The organism is Photobacterium angustum (assembly GCF_002954615.1).
Lineage (GTDB): Bacteria > Pseudomonadota > Gammaproteobacteria > Enterobacterales > Vibrionaceae > Photobacterium > Photobacterium angustum_A.
The window spans coordinates 652862-673173 of sequence record NZ_MSCJ01000003.1; the positions used below are offsets into that span (position 1 = coordinate 652862).

Here is a 20312-nt window from a genome sequence, read left to right on the forward strand (position 1 = left end):
ATCATTGCTGAAAAATAGGTATTTGAAAATTAGAATAATTAAGAAAGACTTTTGCAATTATTCGAAAGAAGCCATTATTTATTTACGATATAATTACAAACTATTATTAATTTATGAGTATTGGGTATCATGCACTCACTGGAAGCATTACGATGCTTTGTTGCAACGGTTAAACATGGCAGTTTTTCTACAGCGTCGAAAGAGTTAAATATTTCAGTATCTTCCATATCGCGATACGTAAAATTATTAGAAGATGAGTTTAAATCGCCATTATTAATCCGTCATACTCGTACATTAGCACTCACTGAAACTGGGCTAATGGTCTATGAAAAAGGAAGCAGCATTTGTGAGCAAATCAATCAGTTAAGTGAAGACATCGCGGTACAACAACAGCAAATTCAGGGGAATATTAGAATTTGTGCACCACTATGGTATGGCGCTCATTACATTGCCCCACTTTTACCTGAATTGACGAAAAAATGGCCTGAACTTACTATATACCTTAATCATGGTGAGGAAGATCTTGATCCTTATGGTGCAGATTATGATTTGTATATTCATATGGAAGAAAACAAAGATGCTTCGTTTGTTGCTCGAAGATTAAAAAGCGTTGATTATTGTTTATGCGCTTCGCCAACTTATATCGGCTCTCACCCTGTAATAAAGGTAAGTAATGATTTAAACCAACATTCATTGATAAAACAGGTGTTTACCCAACCTTCTAATTACTGGTATCTGCACGAAAAACACTCTGATAATCTAAGTACTATAAAACTAGCATCGAATCATATTTCCAGTAATAGTTCGCTGGCACTGTTGCAAGTAGTATTGAGCCACGGTGGTATAGCGTTACTTCCTCGCAAAATGGTTGAAGTATTTATTAATAATCAACAGCTTGTTGAATTATTACCGCAATATACAGCGACACCTTTTCAAGATAAAAGCTGTATTTCACTCATTTATCTAAAAGATAAATCACATAATAGAAAAAGCAAGATAGTGATTGATCATATTGTTAAACATTTAGCTTAATTGAAGCCAATTAATCAATTGAGCAGCTACTACAGCGTGATTTCCCGGTTAACAAATAGGAAATACGATAACGGTTTCTGGCAAAAAATAAGTATGCTTTATCGGCAACGATACGTATCACTGGAAGCCTAAGTAATTTTAACCATTTCTTTTTACCAACAAGATTCCATGCTTTATAAGTGACATCAAGACCAAGTAAAAGTTGTTGTTCATCACCTGTTTGAGTAGTGAGTAAACCGTGTAAAATGCTGCTAGCTTTTTCTTTTGATATGTCAGGAAAGCGCTGGTTGAAATCAGGCACAAGAATATCTTCAAATTGTAGTTTTTGATGTGCATTTAGTTGTCGAAGTTGCTTCATCTCAGCGACACAAAGTGGACAACTTCCATCATAAAAGATGATCATCTTTTCCATGTTTCTTATTCCATGTTTCTTATTCCTTGTTTACGTAATTGCAAATAAAACCGCATGTAATCCGCAAACACAGGTGGTGAGACGATTACGTAATTGTTGATAATACTCATCTTGATGAGTGGAGTTAAATTTTATTTCGGCGATACGAATACAGATAAAACCCAGCATTAATGCAACAATAGCCCAAGTGTAGTGATCTGTTGAATGTAATAGCGAAAACCAAGCGAGTAGCGCAAAAAAGTTACTCAAGAGTAAAGCAAACCGACTGGTTGAATTTTCCTTGTGATTCAGACTGTTTCCCCACATAACGCCAGAAAGAAAGCTAAGAATAATAGCACTATAACTGACGAAGATTAGCAAAGCTGAAGTGTTAAAAATACTTATCTCAAGGCTGATAGCAAGTGCACTTATAGCAAAAGGAATAAGACCTAGATAGCCAAGAGTGTGGGTCGGGGATCGAATGATTGTGTTCATATTTCCTAGTCGTTATTGAATGACTAATTTAATACGCTTAAAAATAGGAATCTGATCAATGGGGGTTACATATTGATGAAAAGCGGGGATAATATCGCGCTCGCTGTAGGTATATGATTGGTATATACCCTTGTGTAGCGATGCTAGTGTCACTTTCAACTTCTAGGATATTAACTATGCGCGCTTTCGTCTTAAGAGCCCGTTCTGCACCCACCGACAGTAAAATGCTGTTAGCATCTGTTGGTCAAGATGCTCATACTGAAATTTTGGCTCACGTTTTAATGAATGCTATTTTTGTGGCGCAGTCTCACCGCGAAGATATTATGGTGCATTTAGTGCTTGAAAGTACGCAAGACTTTTCTCGTACCATTAGCTTTAATTCAAATGATATTACTAATTTAACCGGCTTTCATGAGCAAGCATGGTTAGATAAGATCACTCATGCGCTTGATAAATCATTAGGCATGGGTAAAGAACAATGTCGAAATGTAGAACCGGGGATCACTGTTCGTACGATCAGTTTTGAAAAGCTGGTGGTTGAACTCGCTGAAGACTACCAATTATACATGTTAGATAAGAAAGGGGATTTTGTTCGAGATATTGAACTTGCTGCGAACCCTTGTTTCTTATTAACAGATCATATGCCAATGCCTAAGAAAAGTTATAACAGCTTAAAACGCTTAGGCGCGCAGAAGATTAGCTTAGGTCCTAAGATGTTATTTGCCTCTCAATGCATCGTATTAATTCATAATGAGTTAGATTTAACGCTATAACGAGATGTAAAGGTCTCTTTTATTAAAGCCGTAACAGCGATTGTTACGGCTTTTTTGTTGCATCAATGTTGTGATTTATATCGCATATTTTCTAGTGAGGATCTTATTGTATTGACGTGTTTTGACTATAACATTATGAAAAATTAGTAATTTTCAAAAATGATGCTTTGTTGGTTCTAAAAATGGAATGATGTTTGTTTAATGCTTGTAAATGGAATAAACCATTTCTAGTGAAGCAACGGTTAAATGCCTAAAACTATGAAAAGTAAGATACTAAATATGGGGTAAGAATATGCTTGAGCTTAGAGAAGTTCAGTGTATTTTCATTCCTAAATACCGTAGGTATAAACACACCCATAAGAATGACAACCGTTAGCTAAACGGGCCTTTTTACAGGAATCAATATGCAATTATCCTCTCAGCCTAAAGGGCTTTTTCACCTCATCGCAATACAAATGTGGGAATTTTTTAGCTACTACGGCATGCGTTCGCTATTAATTCTATTTTTAACCCAAAAACTCTTAATGTCAGATGAACATGCTTATGCACTATATGGTGCATATACATCTTTAGTTTATGTGACACCCATTTTAGGGGGTTATTTAGCAGACCGATATTTGGGTAATTATTGGGCTGTTGTTATTGGCGGCTTATTGATGGTTGCTGGTCACGTTGTATTGAGTATTCCGAGTAACGATCATACGACTTTGTATTCAGCGTTAGCATTAATTATTTGTGGTTATGGTTTTTTTAAAACTAACTCAAGCTGCTTGTTGGGTGAGTTATATAAAGGTCATGAAAGCGCGCGTGAATCAGGATTTTCTATATCCTATATAGGCGGTAACATTGGTTCTGCACTCGCACCAATTTTCTGTGGGTATGCTGCAAGCCGTTGGGGATGGCATGTGGGCTTTGCTCTTGCAGGTATTGGTATGTTTATTGGCTTAATCATTTTTAGTACGGGCCGTAAAAACTTTGTCCATGTACAAAAAGCAAATAAAGCTGCGTTAACACAAAAAACAGCTGGTATTAGTCACTGGTTCTTAATCATTCTCGGTGTCGTTGCAGCTGCGGTAGGTCTGGTGTTTGTACTTAAAGATTTATTAGCTGGCTACATTCTTGCCGTGATTCTTGCATTTTCGGCACTACAAATGTTGCGTTTATACCGTAAGAGTGATGCTGAAGATCGTAAGAAACTTCACTCAATTATGTATTTTATGATTTTTGGTATGGTGTTCTGGGCATTTGATCAGCAAGGTGGCAGTTCAATCAGCTTATTCATCGAGCGTAATATTGATACTGATATTTTTGGTTACCATATTCCAACAGCCTTCTTTCAATCTGTTAATCCTGTAGCCGTTATTGTGGGTGGTGCTGCGGTAACATGGTTGTGGAAAGTATTATCGTCACGTCAGATCTCTGTTCGTACATTAACCAAATTAAACATGGGTTTGTTTCTATTAACTGCGGGCTTTAGTTTGATCACATTGTCTTCTAAGCTAGCAATGGCTACAGGTCATACAACATTCCTATGGCTATTTATTGGTTTGTTTTTCATTGGCATTGCTGAGCTATTTATTGACCCTGTCGCGTTAGCTGCAATTACGCGTATGAATCCGCAAGGAGCAACAGGTACGGTTGCGGGTATTTACATGTTAATGGGTGGTTCGGTAGCAAACTATTTAGCAGCAAACATTGCTGAGTTAACGTCAACCAATACACCACAAGGTGATGCAATAGATTTAATTACTTCTGCTGCGCAATATCACCACGTATTCCAGTCAATTTTAATTGTGACGGTTGTGGTACTGGTGATGGGATTATTGGTGAATTTTAAAAACCGTAATCAGCCAGAATTTGATTAACGACTAAATACATTATCAGCCAGTATTATTACGTTTCTTGTTAATAATACTGGCTTTTTTATTGCCTAAATTCTATGACAGCAAGAATAAAAATCGATCGATATGCCTATTTGTATCGTAAATAAAAGGACGATAAATAATAAGGCATATAATTTATGGCGGTAAAAGCTCTCTATTGGTTTACCAATGATTTACGTTTACATGATAACCCTATACTTCATCAAGCTTATGAGCATTGTGACAACCTGCTATGTGTTTATTTTATGGAGCCACAAAAACAGCAGTTTAATCGTTATCAACTTGTCTCGGTGGGTGAAATTCGTCATCGTTTTTTATTGCAAGCGTTACAAGCACTGCAATCTAATCTAGCTACATTAGGTCAGCGTTTATTAGTGATGCAGGCCGATCCTATGGTTTCCATGCCAGTATTAATAGAGCAATACGGCATTAACCTTATCTATCGTAGTCGTCACTGCGGCTGGTATGAACAACAGCAATGGCGTTACCTAAAACAATGTTATCCCCATTTGCGATTTGTAGAAGTTGATACGCATACGTTGTACTCACAAGATCAACTGCCGTTTCCTCTTTCAGACATGCCAAAGAGCTATTCAAAATTTCGTAAACAGATAGAGCAAAACGTCACTGTATCTTCACCTCTTCTTGTACCTGATTATTTACCGCCACAACCTAATGTGTTTTGTTCTGAATATTTAGATATTCGTCATGTCCACATTTCAGATAATGATCAGGTTGAGTGGCATGGTGGTGAAAATGTAGCACTGATGCATTTACAGCAATACTTTTCTTCTCGTTTACCGTCTAGTTATAAAGAAACGCGTAATGCCATAGAGGGTTGGGATAACTCAACCAAATTTTCACCGTGGCTAGCGTGTGGTGCATTATCCGCCAAAATGATCATGGCTACCTTGCTAGATTATGAAAAATACAAAGAGAAAAATTCATCAACCTACTGGATCTTCTTTGAGTTGTTATGGCGTGAGTTTTTTCAATGGCATGCGCATGCTGTTGGGCGAGATCTGTATCGTTTCAGTGGTGTGCAAAACAAACGGTTATTAAATAGTTTTTATCCTATTCGTTTTAAACAATGGTGCGAGGGCTCAACGCCTTATCCTATTGTTAATGCGTTTATGAAACAGCTAAACCAAACGGGCTACATGTCCAATCGTGGGCGCCAAATAGTTGCAAGTTGTTTGGTTAATGAGTTATCCGTTGATTGGCGTTACGGTGCAGCTTATTTTGAACAACAACTGATTGATCATGATGTTGCGGCAAACTGGGGCAATTGGCAGTACATTGCAGGGGTGGGAACAGACAGTCGTGAAAAACGTTGGTTTGATTTAGAAAAGCAAACACGACTTTTTGATCCTAATCAGCACTTTATTCGCTATTGGAGGGGGGATGAAAACCTTAACGCCTTAGACAGTGTAAACATTGATGATTGGCCAATGAGTGGTAGAGGGTAATCATGCAATCGTGCTATACAACTCTTCGTTTAATTTTAGGCGATCAACTCAATGCGAGTCATCATTGGTATCAACAACCCAATGAACATGTGCTGTATGTTATTGCAGAGCTAAAGCAAGAAACCAACTATGTTACTCACCACCATCAAAAGATCTGTGCATTTTTTGCTGCGATGGAAAATTTCGCGATTGCGCTGCAACAAGCAGGGCATGAGGTTTTACATTTAACATTAGACGATACTCATACCTATCATGATTTACCTGATTTAATTATTTCACTTTGTCAGCAATATCATTGCCAAGCATTTGAATACCAACAACCAGACGAATATCGATTATCGCAACAGTTAGCGGCTTTAAAGATTCCTGATGTAATCGTTCAAGCATGTGATAGCGAGCATTTCTTACTGACATTGGCCGAACTTGAGCAGTATATAACACCAAACAAACATCACCGTATGGAGAATTTTTATCGCGCTATGCGGAAACGATTTGATGTATTAATGGTTGAAGGAAAACCTCAAGGTGGTAAATGGAATTATGATGGTGCAAATCGAAATAAGTTAAAGGCTGGTGATATTGAAGCCATTCCTCAACCGTTAATGTTCAGTAATGATGTTAGTGCTATTTCGAAACGACTGGAAAAACACAATATCAACACAATTGGTCAATCTTGTGAGCAATTACTTTGGCCGACTAATCGTAAACAATCACAAGCGCTACTGAGTTACTTTTGCCGTGATTTATTGCCTTTGTTTGGACGTTTTCAAGATGCGATGACCACCAAAAGTGAGTCAGCATGGAGCTTATACCATTCTCGTTTGTCTTTTGCTTTAAATACGAAAATATTGCATCCCATGCAAGTGATCCAAGCGGCTATTGATGCTTACTCCCAACCTGATTCAAAGATTGATATTGCCCAAGTTGAAGGGTTTGTTCGCCAGATACTAGGCTGGCGTGAATTTATTCGTGCTATTTATTGGGTCAATATGCCTCATTACGGGAAAGAGAATACGTTAGAAGCTAACGGCTCTTTACCTGATTTTTTCTGGGATGCAAAAACCAATATGCAGTGTATGCATCATGCGATTAAACAGTCGCTCGATTATAGCTACGCTCATCATATTCAGCGTTTAATGGTTACTGGTAATTTTTGTTTATTAACGGGTATTACGCCAAGTGAAGTCGAACAGTGGTATTTAGGTATTTATATTGATGCGATTGAATGGGTAGAAAAGCCTAATACGCTTGGCATGGCGCTATTTGCAGATGCTGGTGTGGTAGCAACAAAGCCTTATGCTGCAAGTGGGGCATACATTAATAAGATGAGCGATTATTGCACATCATGTCAGTACGAGGTTAAAAAGAAAACAGGGCTGAATGCTTGTCCATTTAATAGTTTATATTGGCGTTTTATGGATAAAAATAGGGAGTTATTAGCAAATAATCCTCGTGTAGGTATGCTATTTAGTCATTGGGACAAATTAGATGATAGTGAGCAGGCTGTTATTGTAGAGCAAGCCGAGTATTATTTACGCCATATTAATTCACTATAAAGAAAAGGCGTGTTTAATCGCCAGTAATGACGTTGTTACACATCATCGTAAGATAAGGTTTAAGCATGAAAGATCCACATCAGTATTCAAAAGTGCCTAAAGGGCGATTATCACGACTATCGAAATTAGGCTCACTGGCGTCAAGAGTCGCAACTGGCATGGTTGCTGAAGGGGTGAAACAGTTAGCGTCAGGACATCGTCCCAAAGCCAGTGAGTTGCTCTTAACGCCGAAAAATGCTCAACGTGTGGCTGACCAATTAGCACAGTTACGCGGTGCTGCGATGAAAGTAGGTCAACTTTTATCGATGGATGCTGGTGATTTACTCCCGAAAGAATTAACTGAACTGCTATCTCGTTTGCAAGCTGATGCTAAACCTATGCCTATTAGCCAATTGAATCATGTGCTCATTGCTAACTGGGGAGAAGATTGGCAAGACAAATTTGCTCAGTTTTCGTTTTATCCTGTTGCTGCAGCATCAATAGGACAAGTTCATAGAGCAAAAACCAAAGACGGTCGAGATATTGCTTTAAAGATACAGTATCCAGGTATTGGAGAAAGCATTGATAGCGATGTACATAATGTTTCAACCTTGCTGAATGTATCAGGATTGATCCCTAAGTCTATTGATGTGTCAGATTTATTAGACGAAGCGAAAAAACAGTTACATGCCGAAGCTAATTATCAGCAAGAAGCACAATATCTTAAACAGTTTCGCCAATTACTTTCAGAGGATGCCCGTTTTCTGATCCCTGATATATACGATGATTTAACATGTGAAACGATCCTTGCGATGAGTTTTGTCGAAGGAATAGAAATAGAGCAACTGGCTAAGCAGTCCCAAGCGGTTCGTGATGAGGTGATGGCATTAGCCTTTACCTTATTGTTCAAAGAAGTGTTTGAATTTCGATTGGTGCAAACCGACCCTAATTTTGCTAACTATCGTTACAACCTTACAACTCATCAGTTTATTTTGCTTGATTTTGGCGCGACACGTGAGTATCCCGAACATGTCTCTGAAGGTTATCGCCAATTGATGACTGGTGCGGTGAAAAATGATCGTGAATCTATGCTTAACGCGTTAAAGCAAATAGGCTTTTTCCATCAGCAAATTGAAGATGTCGCACAACAAGCAGTCGTGAATTTATGTTTAGAAGCTTGCGAGCCATTAGCGTTTAATGGTGTGTATGATTTTGGTGTAACAGATATGGGGAAACGTATTCGCGATGCCGGTAGTGCCTTGAGTATGAATAGTGGTTATTGGCATACACCGCCCGCAGATGCTATTTTTTTACACCGTAAATTGGGTGGTTTATATTTGTTGGCAGCCAAGCTTAAAGCCAGAGTGAATGTTCATGCGTTATTTCAGCCTTATATTAGGTAATATTGAATAACTAGTTAAATGTTTTCTAATAATATTAACTTGTAAGATCATATAAAATCTAAATTTCAAGTCGTTATTGTTTAGAAATTTGAGCGTATATTTTTACAATCAAATATTGTTTGTTTTTTATTAGACATTAGACCCCTGTTTGATAGTATGCTTCGCAATATTTGTATGATGAATATGCATCAAAGCATGCAATAATCTTAAGAGAGTAAAATGACAGGTAAGCATGTATCTTATGCGGTACAAAATTATGACGCATTGTCCTATAAGCCTCAGGACGTATCTAAGATAGCACTTGTCACGGAAGGTGGAGGCCAAAGAGGGATCTTTACCGCTGGGGTATTGGATTCATTTTTAGATCAGGATTTTAATCCGTTCTCACTAATGATTGGTACATCTGCAGGATCGCTTAATTTAGCGTCTTATATCTGTGGCCAAAAGAAACATGCTTTTAAGGTGATCACAGAAGCAACGACGAATCATCATTTCTTCGATGTATATCGCTTTTTGTTTGGTCGCGAAGGGCTTGATCTTGATTGGTTAATGCAGCAAACCCAGACACGCTTTGAGCTTGATTGGCATCAAGGCCGACAAAATATGCGTAATCGAACTGTACTCGCATCAGCAAGTAATACGGTTAGTCATCAAGCGGCGTATTTTAATTTAAATACTGATAATTGGTCTTTGGCATTAAAAGCTTCATGCGCGATCCCTGTTTTAAATCGACAACCAATTTACTCACAAAATGAATATTGGGTTGATGGTGGTTTATCTGCCCCCATTCCTGTTCAAGAAGCTTATGAGCGCGGTTATCGTCATATTGTTGTGATCCGCACTGTGCCTATTGATACGTCATTTGATCATTGCTGGATGAGTAACATTCGTCGTGCCTTAGGCCAATCAAAAGCCGCAGGTATGATTGAGATGTTGTTAGAACATGAAGATAACTATAGAAAAACACAAGAGTTTCTTAGTAATCCGCCTGATGACGTTACTATTTATGAGATCCATCCGCAAAAAGCGTTAAAGTCAAAAATGATTGGTAGTGATATGCCATCGTTAGAAGAAGATTACAGCCTTGGCTATCAATCAGGTAAGTATTTCTTAAACACAGTGGGTCGCTATATTGATATTGATGAGCCTCATTGTGATGTGTCCCATTTGGTGGGAGAAGAAGTCAGCGATTTATGTAAGTTTGCATAATAATTATAAGAAGTTGTCATGGTTAAACAAAATTGTGAGAGGGATTTTGTTACCAAGGAGTCGGTTTTTACACAATTAATGGCGAGTGAAGTCCATTATATGTGGCAGAAGAGGGAGCAAGGCGAGTTTAAAGGTGTTGATGGAATACCGATCCGATGGATAAGTATTCGACATCCTCAAAATGAGCGTTGTGTTGTCATTGTTAATGGGCGTAATGAGAGTTTCTGGAAATATCAGGAACTATGTTATGAATTGTCTCGTAAAGGCTATGACGTGTATGCCTACGATCATCGCGGTCAAGGCGCATCAGGACGATTAACTAACGATAGTGAACTTGGACATGTGATTTGTTTTGATGATTATGTGTCAGATCTTCATTCATTTATTACAAATGTTGTTGGAAAACAAACATACAGACAACGGTTTTTATTAGCTCATTCAATGGGTGGTGCGGTAGCAACCTTATATTTAGAGCATTATCAGACACATTTTAATGCCGTCGTTCTTAATGCACCTATGTTTGGTATCAATCTACCTGTACCGCTAAAATTAGTTGCCTCTTCAATCGCTAAAATTATCGAGCATTATCAAACACAACCGTCTTATATGTTTGGATATAAGCCGTATCACGAAGCGCCTTTTGAAGAAAATGATCAATGCCAAAGTCAAATACGCTACGTTTGGGCGAAGCATTTGTATCAGCGCCACCCAGAACTTCGTGTCGGTGGGCCTAGTGCTCGATGGGTATGGCAAGCATTAGCTGCAGCGAAAAGCTGTATTCGGGATGTGGAACATATTCATACCCCCGTTTTATTGTTGCAGGCAGGTGATGATACCGTTGTCGATAATGATTCTCATCATGTTTTTTACTCAAAATGTGCTGAGTGCCAAATGAAAGTGATCCCACATGCTCGACATGAATTATTAATGGAAAAAGATTGCTTACGTAATCAAGCATTAGAAGATACGTTAGATTTTTTTGAGACTTACAGTTAATGATTTAGTGTTATTTATGAGTGAGATAAATAAAAAGCCCAGCATAACGATTAGATTATGCTGGGCTTTGTTATTTTTTAAAGAGAGTAACGTTATTTACTGACAAATAAACCAAGAGCGTGCATCTGCTTCAATTACCGCTTCTTTATACCAAGGTAGTGGATCAATTTCAGGCGCAATACGGATATCGCCTTTTAACTTTTCAGTCGCTAATACACTAACGCGGTTGTCATTTACACTTTGGATTTTACCTTTGTAGGTTACCCCATAAGCTTCATCTTTAGTCTTCTTATACATACACACAGTTTCACCTACGTGTGTCGCAATGAAGCCAGTCTCTTCAGTCCAAGGCTCTTGTTCTGGTGCTGGTGTTTCTTTCTCATTAAAGAGTGCTGCTTGAGATTGGTTTGATGGGACAATCTTTCTATGTACAGAATAGGGTTGATAACCAAGAAGTTTAGCGCCATCAATCCAAGCGGCTTTATCAACGTCTTTATTTTCAATAACACGCATTGTGACAAATGGCCCTGTAGGACAAACATCAGCCCATAGATCTGTAGATGTAATACGTGCTGAGAAAATAGGTGTTTCATCAGGAGTATTAGGGTGGCTCACACACCAGGCATCAGTATCTTGGTTGATCATGGTGCCAGAGTTAGCTTTACATGTTTTTTTGGCTAATTGATAAAATTGATCAATATCTTGTTGCGCTTGTTCGGCACTTGCAGAGCAGTAACGATAACTTAAAGAGAAGGTTTCTTTAGGGTAAAACATACCTTTATCAACAACCGTACCTTGGCTACGTGTTGCATCAGAAGTCATAAATTGGCTAGCTATCGTTTTGAAACTTTTTTCAACAGTTGGTGCTGGTGGCGGCGGTGGTGTTGATGAACAACCCGCAATGGTAGCAATAAGACCTGCTAGTGATACTCGGGTTAAAAGGGTTTTGCGCATTCTTGCCCCCAGAAATACTCTTCGTATATATAAATAAAAAGATAGAATTAATTATTAAGTGTATAGGGGACAACAGAACGTGCGAGGAATCAAGAAATTATTCTGTAAAATAAAATGTATTTGTTATTTTTCAATGGGTTAAATTAAAAATAAATTACATTTTTATTACTTTATGATTTTTAACAAAAAAATGCCCACAAATTTTCATTTGTAGGCACGTTGCTGAGGCGATAGATTAATCGGCGAAAGTATTCATTAATGTTTGTGAAGGTACAAAGTAGTGAGTACCTGTTTTTGCTTCCACAAAATCCAATAATCGATCGTAATTACCATTTTCATCAGCATAAATCATTTGTTTCAATGAGATATCTAAAATTTCTGGTGAAGCTGCAAAACCGATAAACATCGTGCCATGTTCAATAGCATTACCAAATGGACGGTTCTGACGTAGCATTTTAATTTCTTGGTCATCAATAATAACTTTACTCTTATTATTGTGCGCCCAAGCTGGTTTCTGCTCATCATCAAGTTCAATATCATCAAGCTTAGTTCGACCAATAACTTGCTCTTGGTATTCTGTGGTTTGTTTATCCCATAAGCCTTGACGGTCCACATAGCGCTGCACGGTTAAGTAAGTTCCGCCTTGGTGGATATCACTGTCATTTTCAACCAATACAGCATTAAAACGAGCTTCATTTTTTGGGTTTTCAGTTCCATCAACAAAGTCGATCATGTCACGGTTGTCTAGATATTTAAAACCTTGAATATCTTCAATTAAATTAGCGACAGGTTGGAGTGCTGCGGCAATGTATTTCGCTGCTTGAAAATTAAGATCCATACGTTCAGATTTTATCATGATGAAAATATCTCCCGGTGTACTTGGGAAGTTACGTTCACCGTCAGCCATAGCAATGAAATCATGTAATAAGGATGGCGCTTGAACATCAGGAAAAACGGTAGACCAACCTTTATTTGAAATACCGATAGTTAAAGAAAGGTTTGCTGAAGGGTCTTTTTGCGCGATGGATTTTTCAATAATTTGAATTTTGGCAAAGATTTTTGTTACGTCATCATTCTCAATCTTTTCTTTGAAAATAAAGGTGAGGTATTCAGCGAAAGTATTTGGATTAGAAATAGCACCTGGTTGTGCAAGTTCAGATAATTGAGTATTCATAATAAAAACCTTTAAATTTTTTTACTACGCTACGCTTTTTATACTCATAACTATAGTGTGAATAATGTAATGTTAAATTACTAAATATGATTGTATAGGGTGTGATGTAAGATACTGACAGAAAAGAGTTATTTTATTTATCGTATGTTTAAATTAAAAGTGTTGATGCATTATTTTGATCAGTAACAAGTTCAAAATGTTTTTATATTCATGTGCTATTAATTAAAGCTTATATATAAATAGCTTGGGTCAAATATGTCTAAATAATAAACGTTTTTTATTTGCCAAGAACTTCTATTAGTACGCTTGTTATTAGTTGTTGACTAGCCATTTTCAGTTGTTTTTGTAACTTTATTACATGAACATCGATTAGATCACAAAGTTAAATTTATCAGCTTAACTCCTCGAATTTCCTTTGATACTAAGTAAACCATGATGACACAGGTTACTTTAGGAGGTTGTTGTGTCTATTAACTCTATCGATTATTCAGAAATTTCTTCCGTATCATCTAAGTGGGAGCACAAGGATGAGTCGGCAACCAATATTGCTGAGAGTAAAAAACAACAAGCCGCAGCAAGACGACGTATAGAGCTTTTCCGTGATATCCAAGCGAGTGGACTTACCATTGCTGAAGCGCGAGAGTTAGGGTTATTACATTAATTACAGTAAAGTTATTATCGCGAACCTTATTGTGACATTGTCACTTCAGTTGTGGACGTTACAGAATAAGCAGTGTAAGCGTAATTAAATAATAACAAGTGAAATTTTATGGGATGCGATGTTTGCATCCCATTTGTATATGTGTGGTGTCGTAGTATTTTTGTCAATCTGGTTCGCTACATTAGGTTTTTGATAGTTTTAGGCTATTGCTGCAATAATCTGAATCATATTGTTTTTTACCATGCAAAGGGTAAAGTAATCACAAGTAAGTTTTAAAATGGATTATTACAATGACTACAATCACAACTCGCTGCCCACACTGTAAATCATTAAACCGCATGCCTTCAGATCGTATCAATGACGAAGCGAGCTGTGGCTCATGTAAAGATAAATTATTTGATGGTATGCCTATAGAAGGGACTGAAGATAATTTTTCAACGCTATTAAAGAGTGATAAGCCTGTCGTTGTTGATTTTTGGGCTCCGTGGTGTAATCCATGTGTCGGTTTTGCTCCTGTATTTTCTGATGTATCTCAAGAGCGTGATGGCCAAATCCGTTGTGTGAAGATTGATACTGAAGCACAACAAGCATTGGCTGCTCAATATCGTATCCGTAGTATTCCAACGATCATGGTGTTTAAAGAAGGCAAGATGGTTGATATGCTAAATGGTGCAATGCCGAAATCGCATTTAGATGAATGGCTAAATGAAGCACTTACAAAGTAAACATTACTAAGTAGTTATCTATTCTCAAAAGCTGAACATTTATCGTGTTCGGCTTTTTTGTTATCAATTAAGAGTTCTGTACGAAAAAACAACACTTATGCCTTTAGGGTTTTGTGTGAGGTGTTATTTGCTCATATAGTATTCATTTGGTCTTTGAATATGCGAATAATGAAAAATGATATTGTTAATGTGAGCAAGATCTCTATATACTCTCGCCTCGGTCAGAACAGTTAAGTTCAGCCACCTTATTTTACAAGCTGTCACCAGGGATAAGTGAACGACCCACGGAGTTGGACCGGCGTTATTTGTAGCTTGTTAATTTAGGTGACTCGTATGTTGTATTATTGGGCGAACACATTCATATCTTTAGCGTTTTATAACGTTAATCCTACCTTTTTTGCTTTTTCCCCAAAAGTAATCGTTCCTCAATGGCAGCAAACAGCAATACCTTCATTATTCGACACCCATTTAAAAAACAGCAGGACGAAATAATGCAGTTGTTAATTACATTAGCTGGTATCGTAGTACTGGTTCTATGCGCAGTGGCGCTTTCTGATAATAGAAAAGCGATCAATTGGAGAACCGTTGGCGGTGCTTTATTCTTACAAGCTAGCTTTGCCGCTCTTGTACTATATGTACCCATTGGTCAGAAGATGCTAGGTGCAATGAGTGACGGTGTTGCAGGTCTTCTTAGTTTCGCTGATGTTGGTATTAATTTCGTTTTCGGTGATTTAGCTAATATTCAAAAAAGCGGTTTTGTTTTTGCCATTCGCGTTCTTCCTCTTGTTATATTCATCAGTGCTTTAATTTCTCTTCTTTATTACTTCGGCATTATGCAATGGGTAATTAAAGTTTTGGGTGGCGGTATCCAAAAACTATTAGGCACTAGTCGCGCAGAGTCTCTAGTTGCTACAGGCAATATCTTCCTTTCTCAAGGTGAATCCCCTCTTCTTATTCGTCCATTCCTTGCAAAAATGACACGCTCTGAGCTTTTTGTGGTGATGACCTGTGGTATGGCGTCAGTTGCGGGTTCTGTATTAGGTGGCTATGCAGGATTAGGTGTAGAACTTAAGTATCTGATCGCTGCAAGTTTTATGGCGGCACCCGGCGGTTTACTAATGGCTAAAATTCTTGTACCAGAACAAGAAACGCCAATGGAACAAACTGAGATCGAAATGGCAAAAAGTGAACACAGTAATGCTATTGATGCTTTAGCTGCTGGTGCAATGAATGGTATGAAAGTATCTGTTGCGATTGGTACTATGCTTATTGCTTTTGTTAGTGTAATCGCAATGGCTAATGCTGGCCTTGAAGGGGTAGGGCACTGGTTAGCAAGTATTACGGCAACGATTGGTCTTGATTCTGCATCACATTGGTTTGCTACAACACCATTAACGATGCAAGCTATTTTAGGCTATATTTTCTCACCACTTGCTTTTGTTATCGGTGTGCCGGCAACAGAAATGATGAAAGCGGGTACTTTTATTGGTGAGAAGCTTATTCTAAATGAATTTGTTGCTTTTATGGACTTCGCAGCGGTTAAGCAAACTTTATCTGAACATACCCAAGTGATCATCACTTTTGCATTATGTGGTTTTGCGAATATTGGTTCTATTGCTATTCAAATTGGTTCAATCGGTGTGATGGCACCTGAGCGCCGTGGTGATGTTGCAAAATTAGGTATTAAAGCTGTTTTAGCTGCAACATTAGCTAACCTAATGAGTGCGGCGCTTGCTGGTATTTTTATCGGATTATAAGCGTTAAAAATAGCATAAAAATTTATAGCCGTAGAGTTTACTCTGCGGCTTTTTTATACGTTTTTTTTAATAAGTATCCATATCTTATTGTTATTTAATGTTTATTAATACCTGTTAAAAAGAAGGAAACTATTTGATTTAATCGATAAAAATTAAAATATAACAATATTTTGTGAATAATTTCCTTGTCACCATGAGTATCGCCGCTTATCATTGCAATGACCTTATTTTTGTTCATTATTTTTAGGTGTTATGTTTCTGACCTTTGTTCGTTTTTTGATATTAAGTATTTGCTTAGGGGCTGCGTCATTAGCTTCGGCATCTACACATATCAACGAAAATGTTCAAAAGTATGTCGTGCAAAATACGATTAAGCAATGTAATGAAATGGTTGTTCAATCGCACTCTGTTAACCTTATTTCAGATGTTGCGAAATTTAACTGTAATAAAAATCAAACGGTTAAGCATTCTTCTGATAATAAACACCCATTAACACAAACACAAAGAGATAACAGTGTTGGTTTGCCTGTTTCTGTTAATAGTTCAAAATTAGTATGGAACTTCCCAATTCCTAATCCTAATAAAAGCAGTGATAAGAATAAGCAACATCGTATTGAGTTTAGCGACTATAATATTGCTTTAGGTACATCAAGCCGTTTATTAAATGCGCTTCATCTTGATCCTGAAGAAGTCTCGCCTGATTATCGATTAGCATTTGAATTTCCTATCCTTGTTGCTGTACCACTCACTGTAGGTTATGAAGAGCCACTATCACCAACGGTTGAGTGGGTACTTAAAATAAAATCATCTTCTTCACGTATTTCAGGTTGGAAAGATACAAACCTGATCTACTCTCAATATGGCGAACAACGTCAAGCAGTCTAAAATATTATTTATTGGTTGAAAGTTTCGATTCAGCTAATAGTAATACCCTTTCAAAATATTTAATAAATATATTAATAATTATCTGATTATTAAATTCTATTTATCGGACCTGTAATTATATTGATCCTTTTAAAATGGTCATATTGATGAGTATCTTTAACAAATTCTTGTGATAAAGGTATAATTATAGGTGTTCTATCGACTGCAACAGGCTGTCTGTTGCAAGGTACATGGCTAAAAATAATGAGAAAAAAGAATACTAAACAGATTCTGAATCATTACGCAGCATGGAAATATGTTGTGTTAATTGTGACAGTTTCAATAATGTTATTAAGTGCTATTCCAACGTGGTATGGCGACAATGCAGCGGTACAAATCAGTAAAAAAGGCGGTGCGATGCCAACACCTTTTGAAATTCAAAAGGTGTTAAAAGAGCATGATATTGATCCGCTAAAAATTGAACAAAAGCCTGATAAAACGATTGTTGTATTAAATAGTACTAAACAACAAACTGATACTAAGGCAGCGTTAAATACACTGATAAAAAATGAAGAACGTTTAACGCTTGCATTAGAGCCAGCAGCTCCAATGTGGCTACAAGACATGGGTTTTGAGCCAATAAAGCTAGGCCTTGACCTTCGCGGTGGTGTTCAATTCCTGTTAGATGTTGATGTTAAGCAAGTTTATAAAAACCATGCTCAGCAATTAATGGATGACTTACGCGTTAATTTCCGCAAGCAAGAGATCCGTGGTGGTCGTGCTGAACTAAAAGGTATGGATCAAGTTATTGTTCGTCTGCCTAGTGAAGCTGCAAATGATAAAGTTCGCCAGTTTATTCGTGAACAATATCCACAATGGCAAGCTACCAATGGTTCTGCTGATAATCTTCTTCTTACCCTTAGTGAGAAAGAGAAAACAGATTTACGTAACCTGACCGTTCAACAGAACTTACAAACAATGCGTAGCCGTATTGAAGAGCTTGGTATTACAGAAGCGTCTGTTCAGCGACAAGGTGAAAACCGTATTCGTATTGAGCTACCTGGTGTTCAAGATCCAGCGGCAGCGAAGAATGTTATTGGTGCAACAGCAAGCCTTGCTTTCTATGCTGTGAAAGAAGAAGGCACTGGTAGCACAATGATTCTACCTGATAAGAATGGTAACCCTGTTCGTGTTAGTCGTAAGCCTGTACTTACTGGTGATCACATTGTTGATGCGCGTGCAAGTTTTGGTGAAAACGGTACGCCTGAAGTAAATATTACGCTGGATAGTGCTGGCGGTAAGATCATGTCTGATTTCTCACGTATGAATGTGGGTAAACCAATGGCGACATCTTACAGTGAATATAGCCGTAATGCGCAAGGTGAGACGGTACAAACTAACAAGATCATCAGTGTTGCAACAATTCAAACGCAATTAGGTAGTCGTTTCCGTATTACGGGTGCTGGTTCATTAGAAGACGCACAGCAACTTGCTTTACTTCTGCGTGCAGGTTCGCTTACTGCGCCTGTAACAATTGTTGAAGAGCGTACTATTGGTCCAACACTGGGTGCTGAGAATATTAAAAATGGTTTTGCCGCTCTAGCATTAGGCTTAGGTGTAACATTGCTATTTATGGCTGTGTGGTACCGTCGTCTTGGTTGGGTTGCTAACATTGCTCTTCTTACAAATATGATCATGCTATTTGGTCTATTGGCGTTGATCCCTGGTGCGGTATTAACTTTACCGGGTATTGCTGGTTTAGTATTAACCGTTGGTATGGCGGTAGATACCAACGTACTTATCTTTGAACGTATTCGCGATATGATCCGTGATGGTCGAAGCTTGGCTCAAGCAATTGACCGTGGTTTTAGCAGTGCATTTGGTACTATTTTCGATGCTAACTTCACAACGATGATCACAGCTGTTGTGCTTTACTCTATTGGTAATGGTCCAATTCAAGGTTTCGCATTGACGTTAGGTCTTGGTCTATTAACAAGTATGTTTACTGGTATTTTCGCTTCTCGAGCCATTATTAACTTGGTTTGGGGTCGTGATTCGCGTCGAGATGTAAGGGTTTAACGCAATGAAAAATTGGATTATTAAAAACTTAACCAAATTGCGTTATATGACAGGTATTGTCTCTATCGCCTTAATGGTTATCTCTATTACCTTTATCTGTGTAAGAGGTCTTAACTGGGGTTTAGATTTTACTGGCGGTGTTGTTAGTGAAATTCAAATGGACAGCCAAATCACGAACAGTGAAATTGCGCCATTAATGGATGCAGGCTTTAACCAAGATGTTGTTGTTATTGCCGCAGATGAACCGGGCCGTTGGATTTTACGTTATGCAGCGCCAGCTAAAGGCGTTAACTATCCAGAAATTACAAAAGTTCTTGCGCCGCTTCATGCCAATATTCAGGTGTTAAATACCAGTATTGTTGGTCCTCAAGTTGGTGCTGAGCTTGCCGAGCAGGGTGGTTTAGCACTATTGGTAACAATGCTATGTATTTTAGGTTACCTAAGTTACCGCTTTGAGTGGCGTCTTGCTGCAGGTTCATTACTTGCGTTATTACACGACGTTATTCTTGCTGTTGGTTTCTTTGCGATGACGCAAATGGAATTTAACTTAACAGTACTTGCTGCGATCTTAGCGATCCTAGGTTACTCACTGAATGACTCAATTGTTATTGCTGACCGTATTCGTGAATTATTAATTGCGAAGCCTAAGCAAGATATTGAAGCGACGAATAATGAAGCGATTGTTGCAACGTTCTCTCGTACTATGGTGACATCTGGTACCACATTAATGACTGTTGGATCATTATGGTTATTAGGCGGTTCGTCATTACAAGGGTTCTCTATTGCAATGTTTATCGGTATCTTAACAGGTACTTGGTCTTCAATCTCTGTCGGTACATTATTACCAGAGTTTTTAGGCTTAAAACCTGAACATTACCAACCGAAACCAGTAGCTGAAGAGCCTTAATCGGA

The 20312-nt window shown here is 37.9% G+C and carries 18 protein-coding genes; 14 read left to right on the forward strand and 4 right to left on the reverse strand.

The window, feature by feature from the left end; translation table 11 throughout:
* The first annotated feature begins 129 nt into the window (after positions 1-129).
* On the forward strand, positions 130-1032 hold the full coding sequence (locus BTO08_RS17690; protein WP_105061927.1) for a LysR family transcriptional regulator: 903 nt from the start codon (positions 130-132) through the stop codon (positions 1030-1032).
* 10 nt (positions 1033-1042) lie between these two features.
* On the opposite strand, the gene BTO08_RS17695 is transcribed toward BTO08_RS17690, so the two are convergent.
* Positions 1043-1444: a thiol-disulfide oxidoreductase DCC family protein gene (locus BTO08_RS17695; protein WP_105061928.1), complete on the reverse strand. Its 402-nt coding sequence runs from the start codon at positions 1442-1444 to the stop codon at positions 1043-1045.
* A gap of 30 nt (positions 1445-1474) precedes the next feature.
* Positions 1475-1918, reverse strand: coding sequence for a DUF3429 domain-containing protein (locus tag BTO08_RS17700; RefSeq protein ID WP_105061929.1), 444 nt, complete (start codon positions 1916-1918; stop codon positions 1475-1477).
* 176 nt (positions 1919-2094) lie between these two features.
* Between BTO08_RS17700 and trmY the strand changes: the two genes are divergently transcribed.
* From trmY to BTO08_RS17735, 7 genes are all read left to right on the forward strand, one after another.
* On the forward strand, positions 2095-2691 hold the full coding sequence (gene trmY / locus BTO08_RS17705) for a tRNA (pseudouridine(54)-N(1))-methyltransferase TrmY (protein ID WP_005366015.1): 597 nt from the start codon (positions 2095-2097) through the stop codon (positions 2689-2691).
* A gap of 404 nt (positions 2692-3095) precedes the next feature.
* Positions 3096-4556: a peptide MFS transporter gene (locus tag BTO08_RS17710; protein ID WP_105061930.1), complete on the forward strand. Its 1461-nt coding sequence runs from the start codon at positions 3096-3098 to the stop codon at positions 4554-4556.
* Between the two features lie 155 nt (positions 4557-4711).
* Positions 4712-6043 (forward strand): DASH family cryptochrome, encoded by a 1332-nt coding sequence (locus tag BTO08_RS17715; RefSeq protein WP_105061931.1) that lies wholly within the window; start codon positions 4712-4714, stop codon positions 6041-6043.
* 2 nt (positions 6044-6045) lie between these two features.
* Positions 6046-7599, forward strand: a complete 1554-nt coding sequence (locus BTO08_RS17720) for a cryptochrome/photolyase family protein (protein WP_198038500.1) — start codon at positions 6046-6048, stop codon at positions 7597-7599.
* A 65-nt stretch (positions 7600-7664) separates the two neighbouring features.
* On the forward strand, positions 7665-8981 hold the full coding sequence (locus BTO08_RS17725; RefSeq protein WP_105061933.1) for an ABC1 kinase family protein: 1317 nt from the start codon (positions 7665-7667) through the stop codon (positions 8979-8981).
* Between the two features lie 219 nt (positions 8982-9200).
* A complete protein-coding gene (locus tag BTO08_RS17730) occupies positions 9201-10190 on the forward strand; it encodes a patatin family protein (protein WP_105061934.1) in 990 nt (329 codons plus the stop codon).
* A gap of 78 nt (positions 10191-10268) precedes the next feature.
* Positions 10269-11186 carry an alpha/beta fold hydrolase gene (locus BTO08_RS17735; protein ID WP_105061935.1) on the forward strand — a complete coding sequence of 306 codons (918 nt, stop codon included), beginning with the start codon at positions 10269-10271 and terminating at the stop codon, positions 11184-11186.
* Positions 11187-11282: 96 nt separating this feature from the next.
* Here the strand turns inward: BTO08_RS17735 and BTO08_RS17740 are convergent, their stop codons facing one another.
* Positions 11283-12140 (reverse strand): hypothetical protein, encoded by an 858-nt coding sequence (locus BTO08_RS17740; RefSeq protein WP_105061936.1) that lies wholly within the window; start codon positions 12138-12140, stop codon positions 11283-11285.
* Between the two features lie 235 nt (positions 12141-12375).
* Positions 12376-13314: a Dyp-type peroxidase gene (locus BTO08_RS17745; RefSeq protein WP_105061937.1), complete on the reverse strand. Its 939-nt coding sequence runs from the start codon at positions 13312-13314 to the stop codon at positions 12376-12378.
* Between the two features lie 463 nt (positions 13315-13777).
* On the opposite strand from BTO08_RS17745, the gene BTO08_RS17750 reads away from it, so the two are divergent.
* The 6 genes from BTO08_RS17750 to secF all read left to right on the forward strand — a co-directional run bounded on the left by BTO08_RS17750 (position 13778) and on the right by secF (position 20307).
* A complete protein-coding gene (locus tag BTO08_RS17750; protein ID WP_105061938.1) occupies positions 13778-13975 on the forward strand; it encodes a hypothetical protein in 198 nt (65 codons plus the stop codon).
* A gap of 290 nt (positions 13976-14265) precedes the next feature.
* Positions 14266-14700, forward strand: a complete 435-nt coding sequence (gene trxC / locus BTO08_RS17755) for a thioredoxin TrxC (RefSeq protein WP_105061939.1) — start codon at positions 14266-14268, stop codon at positions 14698-14700.
* Positions 14701-15191: 491 nt separating this feature from the next.
* Positions 15192-16457, forward strand: a complete 1266-nt coding sequence (locus BTO08_RS17760) for a NupC/NupG family nucleoside CNT transporter (protein WP_105061940.1) — start codon at positions 15192-15194, stop codon at positions 16455-16457.
* 252 nt (positions 16458-16709) lie between these two features.
* Entirely contained in the window at positions 16710-17342 is a 633-nt protein-coding gene (locus BTO08_RS17765; protein ID WP_105061941.1) for a hypothetical protein, read from the forward strand.
* Between the two features lie 243 nt (positions 17343-17585).
* Positions 17586-19400: a protein translocase subunit SecD gene (gene secD, locus BTO08_RS17770; protein WP_105061942.1), complete on the forward strand. Its 1815-nt coding sequence runs from the start codon at positions 17586-17588 to the stop codon at positions 19398-19400.
* Between the two features lie 4 nt (positions 19401-19404).
* A complete protein-coding gene (gene secF, locus BTO08_RS17775; RefSeq protein WP_105061943.1) occupies positions 19405-20307 on the forward strand; it encodes a protein translocase subunit SecF in 903 nt (300 codons plus the stop codon).
* Positions 20308-20312 lie beyond the last annotated feature (5 nt).

What these genes read in the sequence shown, in the direction of transcription:
- secD (WP_105061942.1), top strand. Translation starts at nt 17,586, where the DNA reads ATGAGAAAAAAGAATACTAAACAGATTCTGAATCATTACGCAGCATGG.
- trxC (WP_105061939.1), top strand. Translation starts at nt 14,266, where the DNA reads ATGACTACAATCACAACTCGCTGCCCACACTGTAAATCATTAAACCGC.
- BTO08_RS17720 (WP_198038500.1), top strand. Translation starts at nt 6,046, where the DNA reads ATGCAATCGTGCTATACAACTCTTCGTTTAATTTTAGGCGATCAACTC.
- BTO08_RS17695 (WP_105061928.1), bottom strand. Translation starts at nt 1,444, where the DNA reads ATGGAAAAGATGATCATCTTTTATGATGGAAGTTGTCCACTTTGTGTC.
- BTO08_RS17740 (WP_105061936.1), bottom strand. Translation starts at nt 12,140, where the DNA reads ATGCGCAAAACCCTTTTAACCCGAGTATCACTAGCAGGTCTTATTGCT.
- BTO08_RS17700 (WP_105061929.1), bottom strand. Translation starts at nt 1,918, where the DNA reads ATGAACACAATCATTCGATCCCCGACCCACACTCTTGGCTATCTAGGT.
- BTO08_RS17730 (WP_105061934.1), top strand. Translation starts at nt 9,201, where the DNA reads ATGACAGGTAAGCATGTATCTTATGCGGTACAAAATTATGACGCATTG.
- BTO08_RS17725 (WP_105061933.1), top strand. Translation starts at nt 7,665, where the DNA reads ATGAAAGATCCACATCAGTATTCAAAAGTGCCTAAAGGGCGATTATCA.
- trmY (WP_005366015.1), top strand. Translation starts at nt 2,095, where the DNA reads ATGCGCGCTTTCGTCTTAAGAGCCCGTTCTGCACCCACCGACAGTAAA.
- BTO08_RS17735 (WP_105061935.1), top strand. Translation starts at nt 10,269, where the DNA reads ATGGCGAGTGAAGTCCATTATATGTGGCAGAAGAGGGAGCAAGGCGAG.
- BTO08_RS17760 (WP_105061940.1), top strand. Translation starts at nt 15,192, where the DNA reads ATGCAGTTGTTAATTACATTAGCTGGTATCGTAGTACTGGTTCTATGC.
- BTO08_RS17715 (WP_105061931.1), top strand. Translation starts at nt 4,712, where the DNA reads ATGGCGGTAAAAGCTCTCTATTGGTTTACCAATGATTTACGTTTACAT.
- BTO08_RS17745 (WP_105061937.1), bottom strand. Translation starts at nt 13,314, where the DNA reads ATGAATACTCAATTATCTGAACTTGCACAACCAGGTGCTATTTCTAAT.
- BTO08_RS17765 (WP_105061941.1), top strand. Translation starts at nt 16,710, where the DNA reads ATGTTTCTGACCTTTGTTCGTTTTTTGATATTAAGTATTTGCTTAGGG.
- secF (WP_105061943.1), top strand. Translation starts at nt 19,405, where the DNA reads ATGAAAAATTGGATTATTAAAAACTTAACCAAATTGCGTTATATGACA.
- BTO08_RS17710 (WP_105061930.1), top strand. Translation starts at nt 3,096, where the DNA reads ATGCAATTATCCTCTCAGCCTAAAGGGCTTTTTCACCTCATCGCAATA.
- BTO08_RS17690 (WP_105061927.1), top strand. Translation starts at nt 130, where the DNA reads ATGCACTCACTGGAAGCATTACGATGCTTTGTTGCAACGGTTAAACAT.